Source organism: Mesorhizobium sp. XAP4 (genome assembly GCF_029269325.1).
In the GTDB taxonomy this organism is placed as follows: domain Bacteria; phylum Pseudomonadota; class Alphaproteobacteria; order Rhizobiales; family Rhizobiaceae; genus Mesorhizobium; species Mesorhizobium ciceri.
In genome coordinates this window covers 255293-272972 of record NZ_JARIXW010000002.1, presented here as the reverse complement: position 1 = coordinate 272972, position 17680 = coordinate 255293, and the positions used below count along the sequence as shown (strand labels likewise).

At 63.6% G+C, this 17680-nt stretch carries 15 protein-coding genes and 1 pseudogene; 13 read left to right on the top strand and 3 right to left on the bottom strand.

Going from position 1 to position 17680, the window contains the following annotated elements:
* Positions 1 to 235: 235 nt before the first annotated feature.
* The 10 genes and pseudogenes from mdh to P3C39_RS10180 all read left to right on the top strand — a co-directional run bounded on the left by mdh (position 236) and on the right by P3C39_RS10180 (position 12356).
* The gene (mdh, locus tag P3C39_RS10225) at positions 236 to 1204 is read left to right on the top strand and encodes a malate dehydrogenase (protein WP_013528846.1); all 969 of its coding nucleotides are present in this window, start codon (positions 236 to 238) and stop codon (positions 1202 to 1204) included.
* A gap of 43 nt (positions 1205 to 1247) precedes the next feature.
* A complete protein-coding gene (gene sucC / locus P3C39_RS10220; RefSeq protein ID WP_024504973.1) occupies positions 1248 to 2441 on the top strand; it encodes an ADP-forming succinate--CoA ligase subunit beta in 1194 nt (397 codons plus the stop codon).
* Positions 2442 to 2445: 4 nt separating this feature from the next.
* Positions 2446 to 2817: a cupin domain-containing protein gene (locus tag P3C39_RS10215; protein WP_013528848.1), complete on the top strand. Its 372-nt coding sequence runs from the start codon at positions 2446 to 2448 to the stop codon at positions 2815 to 2817.
* A gap of 41 nt (positions 2818 to 2858) precedes the next feature.
* On the top strand, positions 2859 to 3761 hold the full coding sequence (gene sucD, locus P3C39_RS10210) for a succinate--CoA ligase subunit alpha (RefSeq protein ID WP_063173365.1): 903 nt from the start codon (positions 2859 to 2861) through the stop codon (positions 3759 to 3761).
* Between the two features lie 128 nt (positions 3762 to 3889).
* Positions 3890 to 6877 carry a 2-oxoglutarate dehydrogenase E1 component gene (locus P3C39_RS10205; RefSeq protein WP_027163286.1) on the top strand — a complete coding sequence of 996 codons (2988 nt, stop codon included), beginning with the start codon at positions 3890 to 3892 and terminating at the stop codon, positions 6875 to 6877.
* A 47-nt stretch (positions 6878 to 6924) separates the two neighbouring features.
* Positions 6925 to 8199 (top strand): 2-oxoglutarate dehydrogenase complex dihydrolipoyllysine-residue succinyltransferase, encoded by a 1275-nt coding sequence (gene odhB, locus P3C39_RS10200; protein WP_013528851.1) that lies wholly within the window; start codon positions 6925 to 6927, stop codon positions 8197 to 8199.
* 59 nt (positions 8200 to 8258) lie between these two features.
* Complete coding sequence (locus P3C39_RS10195) at positions 8259 to 8777, top strand: hypothetical protein (protein ID WP_275953425.1); 519 nt, start codon at positions 8259 to 8261, stop codon at positions 8775 to 8777.
* Complete coding sequence (locus tag P3C39_RS10190; protein WP_275953426.1) at positions 8774 to 9529, top strand: SDR family oxidoreductase; 756 nt, start codon at positions 8774 to 8776, stop codon at positions 9527 to 9529. The genes P3C39_RS10195 and P3C39_RS10190 overlap by 4 nt, the downstream gene beginning before the upstream one ends.
* Before the next feature lie 76 nt (positions 9530 to 9605).
* Positions 9606 to 11021 (top strand): annotated as a pseudogene (gene lpdA, locus P3C39_RS10185) (dihydrolipoyl dehydrogenase); the annotation flags it as partial.
* Between the two features lie 855 nt (positions 11022 to 11876).
* Positions 11877 to 12356 (top strand): DUF2867 domain-containing protein, encoded by a 480-nt coding sequence (locus tag P3C39_RS10180; RefSeq protein WP_275953427.1) that lies wholly within the window; start codon positions 11877 to 11879, stop codon positions 12354 to 12356.
* A gap of 10 nt (positions 12357 to 12366) precedes the next feature.
* Here P3C39_RS10180 and P3C39_RS10175 read toward each other — a convergent pair whose 3' ends face one another.
* Together P3C39_RS10175 and P3C39_RS10170 are read right to left on the bottom strand one after the other, a co-directional pair.
* Entirely contained in the window at positions 12367 to 13437 is a 1071-nt protein-coding gene (locus P3C39_RS10175; protein WP_275953428.1) for a TraB/GumN family protein, read from the bottom strand.
* 230 nt (positions 13438 to 13667) lie between these two features.
* Positions 13668 to 14606: a tyrosine recombinase XerC gene (locus P3C39_RS10170; RefSeq protein WP_024504979.1), complete on the bottom strand. Its 939-nt coding sequence runs from the start codon at positions 14604 to 14606 to the stop codon at positions 13668 to 13670.
* Positions 14607 to 14703: 97 nt separating this feature from the next.
* Between P3C39_RS10170 and rimM the strand changes: the two genes are divergently transcribed.
* Both rimM and trmD read left to right on the top strand, forming a co-directional pair.
* Positions 14704 to 15303: a ribosome maturation factor RimM gene (gene rimM / locus P3C39_RS10165; RefSeq protein WP_024504980.1), complete on the top strand. Its 600-nt coding sequence runs from the start codon at positions 14704 to 14706 to the stop codon at positions 15301 to 15303.
* Positions 15300 to 16001: a tRNA (guanosine(37)-N1)-methyltransferase TrmD gene (gene trmD / locus P3C39_RS10160; RefSeq protein ID WP_275953429.1), complete on the top strand. Its 702-nt coding sequence runs from the start codon at positions 15300 to 15302 to the stop codon at positions 15999 to 16001. The genes rimM and trmD overlap by 4 nt, the downstream gene beginning before the upstream one ends.
* Here trmD and P3C39_RS10155 read toward each other — a convergent pair.
* Positions 15983 to 16735: a sulfite exporter TauE/SafE family protein gene (locus P3C39_RS10155; RefSeq protein WP_027163293.1), complete on the bottom strand. Its 753-nt coding sequence runs from the start codon at positions 16733 to 16735 to the stop codon at positions 15983 to 15985. The two genes, trmD and P3C39_RS10155, sit on opposite strands and share 19 nt — an antisense overlap.
* A gap of 329 nt (positions 16736 to 17064) precedes the next feature.
* On the opposite strand from P3C39_RS10155, the gene rplS reads away from it, so the two are divergent.
* Positions 17065 to 17616 (top strand): 50S ribosomal protein L19, encoded by a 552-nt coding sequence (rplS, locus tag P3C39_RS10150; RefSeq protein WP_013528861.1) that lies wholly within the window; start codon positions 17065 to 17067, stop codon positions 17614 to 17616.
* Positions 17617 to 17680: the final 64 nt, after the last annotated feature.

Here is a 17680-nt window from a genome sequence, read left to right as displayed (position 1 = left end):
TCGGTTATTTCCCCCCAAGTCGGCTTACAAACTCTGACGTTTACGTAAATCCCAAATGATCTAACCGATTGAAAACACTGACGCCAAAATAATCGTTTGAATTTTTTCCGTGCCGGGGCTATTGGGTGCGGCGAAAATTCGCGGTTCCCCGCAGCATTCCGGCCTCTTCTTCGACGCCGCCATCAAGTCACCAGGATTTGAGACGTCGTCACCGACAAAGGGAAAACATCCTCACATGGCACGCAACAAGATAGCGCTTATCGGCTCTGGCATGATCGGCGGCACGCTCGCTCACATGATCGGCCTCAAGGACCTCGGCGACGTGGTGCTGTTCGATATTGCCGAAGGTATCCCGCAGGGCAAGGGGCTCGATATCGCGCAGTCGTCGCCGGTCGATGGCTTCGACTCCAGGCTCACCGGCATCAACGACTATGCCGGCATCGAAGGCGCCGACGTCTGCATCGTCACCGCCGGCGTGCCGCGCAAGCCCGGCATGAGCCGCGACGACCTTTTGGGCATCAACCTCAAGGTCATGGAGCAGGTCGGCGCCGGGCTGAAGAAGTATGCGCCGAAGGCTTTCGTCATCTGCATCACAAACCCGCTCGACGCCATGGTCTGGGCGCTGCAGAAATTCTCAGGCCTGCCCAACAGCCACGTCGTCGGCATGGCCGGCGTGCTCGACAGCGCGCGCTTCCGCTATTTCCTGGCCGAGGAATTCAAGGTCTCGGTCGAGGACGTCACCGCCTTCGTGCTCGGCGGCCACGGCGATTCCATGGTGCCGATGATCCGCTACTCGACTGTATCGGGCATTCCGCTGCCCGACCTCATCAAGATGGGCTGGACCTCGAAGGAGAAGCTCGACCAGATCGTGCAGCGCACCCGCGACGGCGGCGCCGAGATCGTCGGCCTGCTCAAGACCGGCTCGGCCTATTACGCGCCGGCCGCTTCGGCGATCTCGATGGCCGAAGCCTATCTCAAGGACAAGAAGCGCGTGCTGCCCTGTGCGGCGTATCTCTCCGGCCAGTATGGCGTCAAGAATACCTATGTCGGCGTTCCCGTGGTGATCGGCGCCGGCGGCGTCGAGCGCATCATCGAGATCGAGCTCAACAAGAGCGAGCAGAAGATGTTCGACTCCTCCGTGGCGACGGTGCAGGGCCTGACCGAGGCCTGCGTCAAGATCGCGCCGCAACTCGCCTCCAAATGAATCTCCAGTAAGTGAACCCCCAGTCGATCCGGAGACCATACAGATGAACATCCATGAGTATCAGGGCAAGGCACTGCTGAAGTCGTTCGGCGCGCCGGTGGCCGAAGGCGTGCCGGTGTTCAAGGCGAGCGAAGCGGAAGCCGCCGCCAAGGCGCTGCCGGGCCCGCTCTATGTGGTGAAGAGCCAGATCCATGCCGGCGGCCGCGGCAAGGGCAAATTCACCGAGCTCGGCCCGGACGCCAAGGGCGGCGTGCGGCTGGCGAAATCGGTGGCCGATGTCGTCGCCAACGCCAACGAGATGCTGGGCAACACTCTGGTGACCAAGCAGACCGGCCCGGCCGGCAAGCAGGTCAACCGCCTCTATATCGAAGACGGCGCCGACATCGAACGCGAGCTCTATCTGTCGATCCTGGTCGACCGTTCGGTCGGCCGCATTGCCTTCGTCGTCTCGACCGAGGGCGGCATGGACATCGAGGCGGTCGCCCATGACACGCCGGAAAAGATCATCACCGTCGCCATCGACCCGGAAAAAGGTGTCACTTCAGCCGACCTGAAGGCGCTCAACGGCGCGCTCAAGCTCGACGGCGATGCGGCCAAGGACGGCGATACGCTGTTCCCGATCCTCTACAAGGCCTTCGTCGAGAAGGACATGAGCCTGCTCGAGGTCAATCCGCTGATCGTCATGAAGAACGGCCGGCTGCGCGTGCTCGACGCAAAAGTGTCGTTCGACAACAACGCGCTGTTCCGTCACCCCGACGTGCTCGAACTGCGCGACACCACCGAAGAGGACGAGAAGGAAATCGAGGCGTCGAAATACGACCTCGCCTATGTGGCGCTCGACGGCAATATCGGCTGCATGGTCAACGGCGCCGGCCTTGCCATGGCGACGATGGACATCATCAAGCTCTATGGCGCCGAGCCCGCCAACTTCCTCGATGTCGGCGGCGGTGCGTCCAAGGAAAAAGTGACGGCGGCGTTCAAGATAATCACCAGGGATCCGGCGGTCAAGGGCATCCTGATCAACATCTTCGGCGGCATCATGAAGTGCGACATCATTGCCGAGGGCGTCATTGCCGCGGTCAAGGAAGTCGGCCTGGAAGTGCCGCTGGTGGTGCGCCTGGAAGGCACCAATGCCGAACTGGGCAAGAAGATCATCAACGACAGCGGCCTGAACGTGGTGTCGGCCGACGATCTCGACGATGCAGCCAAGAAGATCGTGGCGGCGGTGAAGGGCTGATCTGGTGCCTCCGCATAAGATAAACCTGGTCGAGGCTGCGGATCAAAAGATCAAGAAGGTCTTCGATCCCCATATCGCCGGCGACGTCAACGACAGCCAGGCGAAGGTCGCCAAGTTCGGCGAGGTCTTCGACTGGCATGCGCATGACAATGAGGACGAAGCCTTCCTCGTGCTGCGCGGGCGTATCGCCATCGATTTCCGCGACGGCCCGGTCGAACTCGGCGAGGGCGATTTCATCGTCGTGCCGCGCGGCGTCGAACACCGGCCGCGCTCGCTCACCGTTGAGCCCGTGGTGCTGATGTTCGAGCCGGCAACGACGCTCAACACCGGCAACGCCAAGAGCGACCTCACCGTCGCCGACTTGAAGCGGCTCTGACCATGTTTCCCTCGATCAACGGTTTTTAGAAAAGGGCTCCCATGTCCATCCTCGTCGACAAGAACACCAAGGTGCTGGTGCAGGGCCTGACCGGCAAGACCGGCACGTTCCACACCGAACAGGCGCTGGCCTATCACGGCACGAAAATGGTCGGCGGCATCCATCCCAAGAAGGGTGGCGAGACGTGGACCGGCGCGAAGGGCGAGAGCCTGCCGATCTTCGCCACCGTCGCCGAAGGCAAGGAAAAGACGGGCGCCAATGCTTCGGTCGTCTATGTGCCGCCGGCAGGCGCCGCCGAAGCCATCCTCGAGGCGATCGAGGCCGAGATCCCGCTGATCATCTGCATCACCGAAGGCATACCGGTGATGGACATGATCAGGGTCAAGGCCAGGCTCGACCGTTCGACCTCGCGGCTGATCGGCCCGAACTGCCCGGGCGTGCTGACGCCCAACGAATGCAAGATCGGCATCATGCCCGGAAACATCTTCCGCAAGGGCTCGGTCGGCGTTGTTTCGCGGTCGGGAACGCTTACCTATGAGGCCGTGTTCCAGACCACCAATGTCGGCCTCGGCCAGACCACCGCCGTCGGTATCGGCGGCGACCCCGTCAAAGGCACCGAGTTCATCGACGTGCTCGAGATGTTCCTCGCCGACGAGGAGACCAAGTCGATCATCATGATCGGCGAGATCGGCGGTTCGGCCGAGGAAGACGCCGCGCAGTTCCTCAAGGACGAAGCCAAGCGGGGCCGCAAGAAGCCGATGGCCGGCTTCATCGCCGGGCGCACGGCGCCGGCCGGCCGCACCATGGGCCACGCCGGCGCGGTCATCTCCGGCGGCAAGGGCGGCGCCGAAGACAAGATCGCGGCAATGGAATCGGCCGGGATAAAAGTTTCGCCGTCGCCGGCAAGGCTGGGCACGACCTTGGTCGAAGCGATCAAAGGGTAAGGGAATAGGGGAGTAAGGGAGTAGGGCAGTAGGGAAAATAGCAGCGGCAAAAAGCCCTGCTCCCCTATTCCCTTATTTCCCTACTCCCCTCCAAAAACAGGAGACGGAGCCGGGCTCCGCGGACAAAAATGGCAAGACAAGATCAGGCCAACGACCAATTTTCTCTCACCTCTTTCCTCTATGGCGGCAATGCCGATTACATCGACGCGCTTTATGCCGCCTATGAGGACGATCCAGCCTCGGTCAATCCCGAATGGCAGGAGTTCTTCGCCGGGCTGAAGGACGATTCCGGCGATGTGCGCAGGAACGCCAAGGGCGCCTCCTGGGCCAAGCCCTCCTGGCCGCTGCAGGCCAATGGCGAATTGGTGTCGGCGCTCGACGGCAATTGGGGCATCGTCGAGAAGACGATCGAAAAGAAGGTCAAGGACAAGGCGGTCACCAATGGCGTCGTCCTGTCCGACGCCGACGTGCACCAGGCGACGCGCGATTCGGTGCGCGCCATCATGATGATCCGCGCCTACCGCATGCGCGGCCATCTGCACGCCAATCTCGATCCGCTCGGCATCGCCAAGCCGCTCGAGGACTACAACGAGCTGTCGCCGGAAAACTACGGCTTCACCGAAGCCGATTACGACCGGCCGATCTTCCTCGACAATGTGCTGGGGCTTGAATTCGGCAGCATCCGGCAGATGCTGGAAATCCTGACCCGCACCTATTGCTCCACGCTCGGCGTCGAGTTCATGCATATTTCCGACCCTGAGGAAAAGGCCTGGATCCAGGCGCGCATCGAGGGTGCCGACAAGGAGATCACCTTCACCGCCGCCGGCAAGAAGGCGATCCTGCAGAAGCTGGTCGAGGCTGAAGGCTTCGAGCAGTTCATCGACGTCAAGTACAAGGGCACCAAGCGCTTCGGCCTCGATGGCAGTGAGGCGCTGATCCCGGCGCTGGAGCAGATCGTCAAGCGCGGCGGCCAGCTCGGCATGAAGGAAATCGTGCTCGGCATGGCGCATCGCGGCCGGCTGAACGTGCTCTCCCAGGTGATGGCCAAGCCCCACCGCGCCATCTTCCACGAGTTCAAGGGCGGCTCTGCGGCACCCGATGAGGTCGAAGGCTCGGGCGACGTCAAGTACCATCTCGGCGCCTCGTCGGACCGCGAATTCGACGGCAACAAGGTGCATCTGTCCCTGACCGCCAATCCTTCGCATCTGGAGATCGTCGATCCGGTGGTGATGGGCAAGGCGCGCGCCAAGCAGGATTATCTGTTCGGCCGCAGCCGCGAGGAAATCGTGCCGCTGGAAGAGCGCGCCAAGGTGCTGCCGCTCTTGCTGCATGGCGATGCCGCCTTCGCCGGTCAGGGCGTGATCGCCGAGATCCTCGGCCTGTCCGGCCTGCGCGGCCACCGCGTCGCTGGCACGCTGCATTTCATCATCAACAACCAGATCGGTTTCACCACCAACCCGCGCTTTTCGCGCTCCTCGCCCTATCCGTCCGACGTCGCCAAGATGATCGAAGCACCGATCTTCCACGTCAATGGCGACGACCCGGAAGCCGTGGTGCACGCCACCAAGGTGGCGATCGAGTTTCGCATGAAGTTCTTCAAGCCTGTTGTGGTCGATATGTTCTGCTATCGCCGCTTCGGCCACAATGAGGGCGACGAACCGGCCTTCACCCAGCCGATCATGTACCGCAACATCCGCAACCACAAGACGACGGTGCAGATCTATGGCGACCGGCTGATCGCCGAGGGTCACCTCACCCAGGCCGAGCTCGACCAGTTGAAAGCCGACTGGCGGGCGCATCTGGAATCCGAATGGGAAGTCGGCCAGCACTACAAGCCCAACAAGGCTGACTGGCTCGACGGCGCCTGGTCGGGCCTGCGCACTGCCGACAACCAGGACGAACAGCGGCGCGGCAAGACCGCCGTGCCGGTCAAGACACTGAAGGAAATCGGCAGGAAGCTGACCGAGGTGCCGAAGGACTTCGAGGCGCACAAGACGATCATCCGCTTCCTCGAAAACCGCCGCCAGGCGATCGAGTCCGGCGAAGGCATCGACTGGTCGACGGCTGAGGCGCTGGCCTTCGGCGCCATCCTGCTCGACGGCAATCCGATCCGCCTGTCGGGGCAGGATTCCGAACGCGGCACCTTCTCGCAGCGCCATTCGGTGCTCTACGACCAGCGCGACGAGACCCGCTACATCCCGCTCAACAATCTGTCGGCGGCTCAGGCCGGCTATGAAGTCATCAACTCGATGCTGTCGGAAGAGGCGGTTCTGGGCTTCGAATACGGCTACAGCCTGGCCGAGCCCAAGGCGCTGACCCTGTGGGAAGCGCAGTTCGGCGACTTCGCCAACGGCGCCCAGGTGGTGTTCGACCAGTTCATCTCGTCAGGCGAACGCAAGTGGCTCAGAATGTCGGGCCTCGTCTGCCTATTGCCGCATGGCTATGAAGGCCAGGGTCCGGAACATTCCTCGGCCCGGCTCGAACGCTTCCTGCAGCTTTGCGCCGAAGACAACATGCAAGTCGCCAACTGCACCACGCCGGCCAACTACTTCCACATATTGCGCCGGCAGCTGAAGCGCGACTTCCGCAAGCCGCTGATCCTGATGACGCCGAAGTCGCTGCTGCGCCACAAGCGGGCGGTGTCGACGCTGCCGGAAATTTCGGGCGAAAGCTCGTTCCACCGGTTGCTGTGGGACGATGCGCAGCTGCTTTCCGGACAAGCGATCAAGCTGGTCAAGGATTCCAAGATCCGCCGCGTCGTGCTGTGTTCGGGCAAGGTCTATTACGACCTCTATGAGGAGCGCGAGAAGCGCGGCATTAACGACATCTATCTGCTGCGCGTCGAGCAGCTTTACCCGTTCCCGGCCAAGGCGCTGATCACCGAACTGTCGCGGTTCCGCAATGCCGAGATGGTGTGGTGCCAGGAGGAGCCCAAGAACATGGGCGCCTGGTCGTTCATCGACCCGTATCTGGAATGGGTGCTGGCGCATATCGACGCCAAGCATCAGCGGGTGCGCTACACCGGCCGTCCGGCCGCCGCCTCGCCGGCGACCGGACTGATGTCGAAGCATCTCGCCCAACTCGCCGCCTTGCTCGAAGACGCGCTTGGTGAATAGAGAAGATCTGGGCGAACAACAGAACCGAAAGAAAACGGACAGGCACAATGGCTACCGAAATCCGCGTTCCCACTCTCGGCGAATCCGTCACTGAAGCGACCGTCGGCAAATGGTTCAAGAAGGTTGGCGATACAATCGCCGCCGATGAACCGCTGGTCGAGCTCGAGACCGACAAGGTGACGGTGGAGGTGCCTGCCGCCGCCGCCGGCACGCTGGGTGAGATCACCGTCAAGGAAGGCGAGACGGTCGGTGTCGGCGCGCTGCTGGGGTCGATTTCGGCAGGCGGCGCGGCTCCCGCCACGAAGCCGCAAGCGGTGTCGCAGGCCTCGTCGCCGGATGCGGCATCGACCGGCAAGCAGGCCGCGGCCGAGACCGCCAAGATCGCCGGCGATGCCGGCCCGGTCGAGCCGCGCACCATGCCACCGGCACCGGCCGCGGCGAAACTGATCGCCGAAAGCAATCTCTCGGTCGACCAGATCTCCGGTTCGGGAAAGCGCGGCCAGGTGCTGAAAGGTGACGTGCTCGACGCCATCTCCAAGGGCGCGCCGTCGCAGCCGGCCGAGACGCCGAAAGCAGCACCTGCACCGGTTGCCGTGCGGGCGCCGTCCTCGGGCGACGATGCATCGCGCGAGGAGCGCGTGCGCATGACCAAGCTGCGCCAGACCATCGCGCGCCGCCTCAAGGAAGCGCAGTCGACCGCAGCCATGCTGACCACCTTCAACGAGGTCGACATGTCAGCGGTGATGGCGCTGCGCACCAAATACAAGGACGTGTTCGAAAAGAAGCACGGCGTGAAGCTCGGCTTCATGGGCTTCTTCACCAAGGCCGTCACGCACGCGTTGAAGGAAATCCCCTCGGTCAATGCCGAGATCGACGGCACCGATATCATCTTCAAGAACTATGCCCATATCGGCGTCGCCGTCGGCACTGAAAAGGGCCTCGTCGTGCCGGTGGTGCGCGATGCCGACCAGATGTCGATCGCCGAGATCGAGAAGGACATCGGCCGGCTGGGTATCGCCGCGCGTGACGGAAAGCTGTCGGTCGCCGACATGCAGGGCGGCACGTTTACGATTTCGAACGGCGGCGTTTACGGGTCGCTGATGTCGACCCCGATCCTCAACGCGCCGCAGTCGGGCATTCTGGGCATGCACAAGATCCAGGACCGGCCTGTCGTGGTCGGCGGCCAGATCGTGATCCGGCCGATGATGTACCTGGCGCTCAGCTACGATCACCGTATCGTCGACGGCAAGGAAGCGGTGACGTTCCTGGTGCGCGTCAAGGAAAGCTTGGAGGATCCGGAACGGCTGGTGCTTGATCTCTGAGGTCTGGTGCTGATCCGGCTGTTGGAATGTGTGCCGGAGGAAGGGATCTGCGCGGCAGAATGACGACCCGTTCCCTTAGCCTTTCCAAGGTGCTTTCGATCGCATCGATCGCGGCCGGCATGGTGCTGGCCGCTGCCGGCGCCCATGCCGCCTGCCCGATAGAACTCGCTGTCTATGGCGACGCCCAGAGCGGCAGCGAGATCGATTTCACGCCGACCGGCACCTCGGCGACCGTCACCAACACCTTCCGGATGATCCTCGACAACAATGTGGTGCTCAACGGCATCGTCATGTGGAATGAAGGCGTATCGCGGCCGAACGGCGCGCTGATGCACAAATGCCCCGAGGGCGACGTCACCGGCGAGGAGCTTGCCGCCTGCACGCCCTGGCACGGCGTCATCTACACGGCGGATAAAAAGGGCAACATCGGACTGCTGCCGGCTGAAGGCGTCGAAGCGCCGAAGACGCTGATCCTGCCGGACCTCGGGCCGGCGTTGCGCCAATCCAGCGCCTATGGCGGCAGCGGGTTTGCGAAAGTGCCGTGGGATGTGTTTGCCTTGAAGGGATGCCAGGAATGAGCGGGACGAAAAAGGTGCTGCTGGTCACCGGCGGCAGCCGCGGCATCGGCGCCGCGATCTGCCGGCTCGGATCGAAGGCCGGCTACCGGGTCGCGGTCAACTACGCTTCGAACCAGGAGGCCGCCAAGGCGCTGGTCGCCGAGATCGAGGCCGCCGGCGGCGAGGCTTTCGCGGTCAAGGGCGATGTCGGCAAGGAGTCCGATATCGTGGCCATGTTCGAGGCCGTCGACCGCGCCTATGGACGGCTCGATGCCTTCGTCAACAATGCCGGCATCGTCGACGTCAAGGCGCGCGTCGACGAGATGGATGTTTCGCGGCTGGAGCGCATGATGCGCATCAATGTCGTCGGCTCGTTCCTCTGCGCCCGCGAGGCGGTGAAGCGCATGTCGACCCGTCATGGCGGGTCGGGCGGATCCATCGTCAACATCTCGTCGGCCGCGGCGACATTGGGCTCGCCGGGCGAATATGTCGATTATGCCGCCTCCAAGGGCGCCATCGACACCTTCACCGTCGGGTTCGCCCGTGAGGTGGCGCTAGAAGGCATCCGCGTCAATGCGGTGCGGCCGGGCATCATCGACACGGACATCCACGCCTCCGGCGGGCAGCCGGACCGGGTGGAGCGGTTCCGCGATCTGCTGCCGATGAAAAGAGCCGGTACAGTGGATGAAGTCGCGGGCGCGGTTCTCTATCTTCTCTCCGACGCCGCGTCCTATACGACGGGCGCGATCCTGAATGTAAGCGGCGGCCGCTGAGCGCTCTCAAGCAGATCGAGCATGATGTTATCCGAAAACCGCGTCACACTTTTCGGCATCATGCTCAAAACAGAAGGACAGTATCATGGCTTATGACGTCGTTATCATCGGATCGGGACCCGGCGGCTATGTCTGCGCCATCAAGGCGGCGCAGCTCGGGCTCAGGGTTGCGGTGGTCGAGAAGAACGCGACCTTCGGCGGCACCTGCCTGAACATCGGCTGCATCCCGTCCAAGGCGCTGCTCCATGCCTCCGAGATGTTCGCCGAGGCCGGCCACTCCTTCGACACGCTCGGCGTCGAGATATCGGCGCCGAAATTGAACCTGAAGAAGATGATGGCGCACAAGGATGCGACGGTGTCGTCGAACGTCAACGGCGTCGCCTTCCTGTTCAAGAAGAACAAGATCGACAGTTTCCGCGGCACCGGCAAGGTGCTCGCCGCCGGCAAGGTGTCGGTCACCTCCGAGGACGGCAAGGTCGAGGAGATCGAGACCAAGAACATCGTCATCGCCACCGGCTCGGATGTCGCCGGCATTCCCGGCGTCAAGGTCGACATCGACGAGAAGGTGATCGTGTCGTCGACCGGCGCGCTGTCGCTGGATAAGGTTCCCGGCCATCTGGTGGTGGTCGGCGGCGGTGTCATCGGGCTCGAGCTCGGCTCGGTGTGGGCGCGGCTCGGCGCCAAGGTCACCGTGGTCGAATTCCTCGACACCATCCTGGGCGGCATGGACGGCGAGGTATCCAAGCAATTCCAGCGGTTGCTGGGCAAACAGGGCTTCGAGTTCAAGCTCGGCGCCAAGGTCACCGGCGTCGCCAAGGCCAAGAAGGGTGCGACCGTCACCTTCGAGCCGGTCAAGGGCGGCGCCGCCGAGACCATCGAGGCCGATGCCGTGCTGATCGCCACCGGCCGCCGCGCCTATGCCGACAGCCTCGGGCTCGGGGAAGCCGGCGTCGAGGTCGACGAGCGCGGCCGGGTCAAGACCGATGGCCATCTCAAGACCAATATCCCGGGCATCTATGCCATCGGCGATGTCATCGCCGGGCCGATGCTGGCGCACAAGGCCGAGGATGAGGGCGTGGCGGTAGCGGAAACCATTGCCGGCCAGGCCGGCCACGTGAACTATGACGTCATTCCGAGCGTCGTCTACACCAGCCCGGAAATCGCCTCGGTCGGCAAGACCGAGGAAGAATTGAAGAAGGCCGGCATCGACTACAAGATCGGAAAGTTCCCGTTCAGCGCCAATGGCCGGGCGCGCGCCATGCTGCACACGGACGGTTTTGTGAAGATCCTCGCCGACAGGCAAAGCGACCGCGTGCTCGGCGTGCATATCGTCGGCTTCGGCGCCGGCGAGATGATCCACGAGGCGGCGGTGCTGATGGAGTTCGGCGGTTCGTCGGAGGATCTCGCCCGCACCTGCCATGCGCATCCGACGATGTCGGAGGCGATCAAGGAGGCGGCGCTGGCGACGTTCTTCAAGCCGATCCACATCTAAGGCCCTTTCATAAACTCTACTCCGGCGGCCATCTGGCGAGGTTTTCTCCGCTTTCACAGCGCCGCGCGTCCCTCCTGGACGCTCAAAGGATGCTGTGACCCTTTTTGATTGGCGCATGATCCTCTCCGAAAAAATCTGACTGATCTTCGGGGTCATGCGCTGCTCACGGACCCGATGTCCGCTGCGCTCCGGTTCTCGAAAACCACACCAGCTGACTCACCGGAGCGAGTTTCTGGAAAGGCCTTTCTGGCGGCCCCTACAAAACAAAACGGCCCGCTTTTCAGCGGGCCGTTCGTAACTGATATCGAGCCAATCACTGGGCCGGTGCAGGTGCCGGCGCAGGGGCTGGTGCCGGCGCAGGAGCCGGTGCGGGCGCGGGTGCCGGGGCAGGCGCCGGTTCTGCAGGTGCCGGAGCAGGCGCGGGCGCAGGTTCAGCCGGCTTCATCGGTTCCGCCGGTGCAGGCGCTGGGGCCGGTGTGCTGGCCGCCGGCGGCTCGGCGGGTGCCGGGTGCTCACCACTTCTTCCGAAAACATAATACGCGACAACCGCCAGAATAACGACGACCAGGGCAATCAGCCAACCGCTACCACCGCCGCCGCCACTTGGCCTTGGTGCGTTGGTGGACGAATTGAACGGGTCGTTTGGATTCGGTGTGTTCGCCATAAAAGTGTCCTCCGTGGATGAAAAATATCAATCAACACCATACAACGCGCAATCATTGAACTGGTTTCACGCTAGGGTTGGAAAACGCCAAAAACAAGGACAATCCTGCCCTTCCGCAGCCGGAGTGGCGTCGTTTCGCCACGCAGCGCGCCAAGTTTGCGTCTGTTAAGGTCGAATCAGAGGGTTTTGCCGTGACGAATCCGTCAGCTCAGCTTGTCCCGAATCACTGCGATGCTCTCGCCAGAGCCCAGTTCGCAGAGCGCTATGTGCTGGTCACTGAAGGCCTTTCCTTAACCGCATTCGGCGCGGCCGAACGCGCTCTGGGGCGAACGCCGCCCTGGGTCGGCAGGCTCATGGCGCTGCGCAATCTTGCTGTCAGGCCGTTCCGGCTGAAGACGGGCTTGGAAACTGCGGTGTTGCCGTCGGGCCGGATCGGGATATTTCCGCTCATCAGCCAGTTTCCCGGCAAGGTTGTGCTTGGCCTCGACGACCGGCATCTCGATTTCCGTGTTCTGGTCGAAGTCAGGGATCTTGGCAGCGGCCGGCAAGAGGTGGCCGCGACGACGATCGTCAAGACGCACAATTGGCTCGGGCGCGCCTATCTCGCGATCATCATGCCGTTTCACCGGATCATCGTTCCGGCGATGCTGGCCCAGATCCTGGCGAAGTAAGCTGAAGTCACTAAAGTCCGACAGGCGTGACGGTGTAACCGGCCTTGCGGAAATCCTCGACCAGGCCTTCGGGGCCGGGGAGGTGGAGGGCGCCGACCGCCATGAAGACGTTGCCTTTGGCAAGGATCGGTTCGGCATGCTCGACCATCACCTTGTTGCGGCTGGTGATCATGGTTTCCTCGAACGCCGCATAGCCCGCGGGGTCGTCCTGTTGGTCCGGCATCGCGGCACGAAACAGCGGCCAGAACATGCCGGTGTCGCCACGCTGGTAGAGCACGATCATGGTTTCGTTGATGTCGTTGACCTTGTCGCCGAGCTTCAGCGTGTCGACGAGGCCCTTCATGTGAAACGCCAGCGGCAGCGAGGCCATGGCGCGCAGTTGGCCTTCAGCCGTCTCCAATCCTTCCACCGGCTTGCCGGAAGCCTTCGCGCCTTCCGCCAGCCTGACATCGAGCACCGGGGCGCCGCCTGACTGACGGGCCAGCTCGCAGGCCGGCAGTGCCATCATGGCCGAGAGCATCCACGGCTTCATCTTGGCAACCGTTGCCGGCGGAATGCCGCGTGCGTCGAGCGCGGTGTTCATGGCCGCCGCATCGTCGGGCGACAGTAGCGACGCCAGCGTCGTCGAATCCGTGAACATCATCAGGTCCGGCTCCTTGAGCATCGCTACCATCATCTTCTGCTTGTCGAGCACGTCGGTGGTTTCGATGACGATGGTGCCGGCGGCGTCATAGGCTTTCTGCGCTTCGGGAGGCAGCGTGGTGACGCGCGGGTCGGTCATATGCATGGTGCCGAACAGGAAGGACGGCTTCTCGCCGGGCTTTTCCAGCTTCCACAACAGGCCCTTGCCGTTCGGCGTCGCGGCGGCTTCCGCTTCGATCTTGCGGTAGGTCGCCGGATCGCGCTTCTGCAGGGCCGACAGCATGTCGGCACCGGTGCAGGTCGGGACTTCGGCATGCGCCTTGCCGGCCGCGAACAGCAGCACGGCGAGGAACGACAGGAAGAACAGAACATTGAGCGCGACGAGCAGCTTCAGCGACACGGAAGCAGCACGGTCGGCGATGGCTATGACGCGTTTCATGAGCCTCTTCTAGGACTGAAAAGCGGCAAAACGGTTAACCTGTGCTGAGAAATTGTCTTGGACTGGCTATCGCCCTCAACTGACGTCGATGGGGCTCATGCTTCAACGATTAGCGGAAACGCCCATTTCTTCGTCATCCCAGGGTCTCCGCGACGGAGCTTCGCTCCTGCTTCGCCCAGGGATGATGACGTTGGGGAGGCTTTCGGCCAAATGGTGAACGTTACTGGCGTTCACGCCCTGGGATGCGCCTGCTCATAAATCTCGAGCAGCCTCGCGGTGTCGACGCCGGTGTAGATTTGCGTCGTCGACAGGCTGGCGTGGCCGAGCAGTTCCTGGATGGTGCGCAAATCACCGCCGCGGCCGAGCAGATGCGTGGCGAAGGAATGGCGCAGTGCATGCGGCGTCGCGGTATCGGGCAGGTTGAGCGCCGAGCGCAGCTTGGCCATGTCGCGCTGGACGATGGCCGGGTTGAGCGGGCCGCCGCGGGCGCCGCGAAACAACAGGCCCTTGGGGTCGAGATGGTAGGGGCAGAGCCGGCGATATTCGGCGATTGCCCTGAGCGCCACCGGCAGCACCGGCACCAGGCGCGTCTTGCCGCCCTTGCCGGCAACGCGCAGCACCGTGTCGGCCGCCGACGCCAGATCGGCGCCGGTCAGGCCGAGCGCCTCGGAAATGCGCAGGCCAGAGCCGTAGAGCAGCGTCAGCACGGCGGCGTTGCGGGCTGCGATCCAGGGTTCCTCCGCCAGTTGGCCTTCGATGGAAACGATATGCTTGGCATCGCTCGCCGTCAGCGGCTTGGGCAGCGATTTGGGCTGGCGCGGCGCGCGCAGTGCCGCCGCACCGGCCGCATTGGCGAGGCCGCGCCGCTCGAGGAAACGCAGCAGCGAGCGGATGCCGGCGAGACCCCGGCCCAGCGTGCGGGCGCCGGCACCGGCATTGCGGCGGGCGGCAAGGAAGCCGCGCAAATCCGCCGGGCGCAGATCGGCGATGTCCGAAATGCCGGGCGAGCCGCCGCAATGGCCGGTGAGGAAATGCAGGAACTGACGCGTGTCGCGCTCATAGGCTTCCACCGTCTCGGGCGACAGCCGACGTTCTCGCGCTAGCATCTTCAGCCAGCTTTCGCGCGCCGCCTGGAGATCGGGTTTGGCCGGGATGAGGAATTCCTGCATGGCGGCATTTTCGGATATTCGGGTTAGGAAGCGGTGAATAGCCCGTCATTGAAATGACAGCCGCGTGGGGCTAGAGCAGGCCAAAGGATATTTCGCCATGAGCAAGCCCCAGAACCCTGTCCAGATGGCCGTGATCGGCGCCGCCCATGGCATCAAGGGCGAATTGCGGGTGAAGACCTTCACCGGCGAGCCGCTGGCGCTGGCCGATTACGGGCCGCTCTACGCCAGGGACGGGCGCGCCTTCCAGATCGTCGACATCAGGCCCGCCAACACCGTCGTCGTGGTCCGCTTCAAGGGCATTGCCGACCGCAATGCGGCCGAGGCGCTGGCCGGCACGGAGCTGTTCGTCGACCGTTCGATGCTGCCGGACGATGGCGAGGAAGACGAATTCTATCATGCCGACCTCGTTGGCCTCGAAGTCCGCGACGACACTGGTGCCGTGCTTGGCAAGGTGGTCGCGGTGCACAATTTCGGCGGCGGCGACATTCTCGACGTGACGCTGGGCGGGCGCAAGGGCGTGCTGATCCCGTTCACACAGGCTGCCGTACCGCAAGTGTCGATCGCCGAAGGTTTCGTCCGCGTCGATCCGGCGGCGGCCGGGCTGGTCGATGACGAGGATGGCGGTGGTCCGCGTGAGGAAGACTTCGATCCGAAGGGCAGGCCGCGCGGACCGAGCGATGCCGGGGGCAACCGGTGAGTTTTTCCGCTTCGGTGCTGACGCTTTACCCCGAGATGTTTCCCGGCGCGCTCGGCCTGTCGTTGGCCGGCCGGGCGCTCGAGGCCGGGACGTGGTCGCTGGAGACGATCCAGATCCGCGACTTCGCCACCGACCGCCACCGCACCGTCGACGACACGCCCGCCGGCGGCGGCGCCGGCATGGTGATGCGCGCCGACGTGCTGGCGAAAGCCATCGACGATGCTTCGCCGGAAGGCGATGCGCGGCCCCGGCTGCTGATGAGCCCGCGCGGCAAGCCGCTGACCCAGGCGCGTGTGCGCGAGCTGGCCGCTGGGCCGGGCGCCGTCATCCTGTGCGGCCGCTTCGAAGGCGTCGACCAGCGGGTGATCGACGCGCGGGGATTGGAGGAAGTCTCGATCGGCGATTTCATTCTCTCGGGTGGTGAGCCGGCCGCCCTTGTGCTGCTCGACGCGGTGGTGCGGCTGCTGCCCGGGGTCATGGGCAACGCGATGTCGGGCGAGGAAGAGAGTTTTGAAAACGGCCTGCTCGAACATCCGCACTATACGCGGCCGCAGGAGTTCGAAGGCCGTGACATTCCCGAGGTCCTGATTTCCGGCAATCACAAGAAGATCGCCGCCTGGCGGCGGGCGGAGTCAGAAAGACTGACAGCCGAGAGGCGTCCGGACCTGCTTGCCGCTGCTCAGCCCTTGGCAAAATAATAGAAGGCCAAAAACAGGCCGACGGCGACGACGAAGCCGCGCACCGCGTTTTGCGGCACGCGCTTGGCGATCCAGACGCCGGCATAGCCGCCGAGCGCGCCGCCCGGGATCATGATGATCGCCTGCGGCCAGGCGACGACGCCGCCCGAGACGAAGACGACGATCGCGACAGCGGCGATGACCATGGCCAGCATGTTCTTCAACGCGTTCAGCCGGTGATAGTCGCCGGCCTGGGTGAGGCCGAGCGTCGCCAGCATCATCACGCCCATGCCGGCGCCGAAGAAGCCGCCATAGATGGCGGTGAGAAATTGTGCGAGCGAGCCGGCCAGCGAGCCCACCGCCGCTTCATGGCCGGGCTTTGGCACTGGTTTCAGCCAGGGGCCGGCGGCGAACAGGGCCGTCGCGGCTAGCAGCAGCCACGGCACCAGAGCGCGAAACGAGGGATTGTCGAGCGCCAAAAGGATCAGAGCGCCGGCCAGTGCACCCACGGCCGAGATCAGGCACAGCAGCAGCGCGCCGCGCCAGAAGTGCCTGATATCGGCCGAGTAGGCGAGGGTCGAGGTGATGTAGCCTGGAAATTGCGTCACCGAGGAGGTGGCGTTGGCAACAATCGGCGGCAGGCCGACCAACGTCATGGCGCCGAAGGTGATGAAGGTGCCGCCACCGGCGACCGCATTGGCGGCGCCTGACAGAAAGCCCGCTAGAAACAGCAGGATGGCATCGAAGACAGACATGAATTGCGGCCGCTCAAAACTGTGTTATTTCAGGCTTTAGAAAGCCTGAACGACCGGCGCAACCCGGCACGGCAGGATTACGATGGTGCCATGCGAGCAGAAAATGCGCGCCCAAGGCGTGACAAAGCGGCGAAATAGCTGTATGTGCCCGCCCGTACCGGCCAGAAAGAATCTGCCGGACCCGTCAACAATGACGGTGTAGTCGCCCCTGCCTGATGTTTCAAAGACAAATGTCTTGGAGACAAAAGGCATAGCCAAGCGGTCAATGGAACTGCAAGGCGAGTGTCGGACGCTCTGACTGTCGGAAGAACAAGAAGTGGACTTTTGAGATGGATATTCTCCGTCAGCTCGAGGCCGAACAGGCCGCCAAGATCGAAGCCAAGCGCAAGCTTCCCGAATTCCAGCCCGGCGACACCGTGCGCGTCCAGGTCCGCGTGACCGAAGGCACCCGCACCCGCGTTCAGGCCTATGAGGGCGTCGTCATCGCCCGCGCCGGCGCCGGCTTCCAGGAGAACTTCACGGTTCGCAAGATTTCCTACGGCGAAGGCGTCGAGCGCGTGTTCCCGGTCTACTCGCCGATGGTTGAAGGCGTCGAGATCGTTCGCCGCGGCAAGGTGCGTCGCGCCAAGCTCTACTACCTGCGCGATCGTCGCGGCAAATCGGCCCGTATTTCTGAAAACACCGGCGTGCGCGCCCGCAAGCTGAACGATGAGGAGCGCGATGCGCTGAACGCCGAGAAGGCCCGCATCGAGGCCGAGAAGGTGGCAGCAGCCGAGGCCCTGGCCGTCGAGAAGGCCGCCCAGGACGCCGCCGAGAAGAAGGCCGCCGCCGAGGCCGAAGCAGCAGCCAAGGCCGCCGCAGAAGCGACCCCTGCCGAATAAGGTTTTCGGAAATCCCATTCAAAAAGGCGGCTTCGGCCGCCTTTTTTCGTTTCACCAGACTGTG